General features: G+C 71.0%; 1 protein-coding gene. It reads right to left on the reverse strand.

Translation table 11 applies throughout. The features are described from left to right. Positions 1-586: zinc ribbon domain-containing protein (locus tag ACY34I_RS40605; RefSeq protein WP_462760866.1), on the reverse strand; the 586-nt coding region annotated here is incomplete at both ends.

Below are 586 nucleotides of genomic sequence, written 5' to 3' on the forward strand. Positions count from 1 at the left end.
GTGGGTGAGGCCGCGGGCGGCGATGCGCCGCCATGCCCCGTGGTCGCGGTCGCCTTGCCAGCGGCAGGACTGGTGGGGGCAGATGGCCCACTTCCAGCCCGCCACCATGGGCTTGTCGGGGGCTTTGCGATGCTGCAGCGGTGTCAGGCACTGCGGGCAGTGTTTGGAGGTGTTGCGGGCGGGGACGGTGACGACGGCGATACCCGCCTCGGCGGCGAGGTGTCGCGTCCGGTCGACGATCTGCCCGCGGACCTGCTGCGACAGCCGGGTGTTGAGGGTGGCGCCCATGCCCCGTGCTTCCAACGATCGCAGGTCTTCGACGTAGATGACGGTCGCCCGGGAGGCGATGGCCTGGTCGACGGCCCAGCGGGCGGCGGCCCAGGCGAGCGCGGCGTTGAGGTTGGAGCGGCGGTTGGAGAGGTGGCGGATCTCGTCGCGTAGTACCGCCAGTTTGCCGATGAGGTGATGCTGCTCGTCACGGCCGGTGAGCCGTTGGTAGTGGTCGGCTTTGGCGTGCAGCCGCTCACTGTGCCGGCGCAGGCGGTGCTGTTTGGCGAGGATGCCGGCGGCGCGGAACTGGCCACCC

The sequence above is a fragment of the Micromonospora sp. RTBAU3-60 genome, assembly GCF_054963695.1.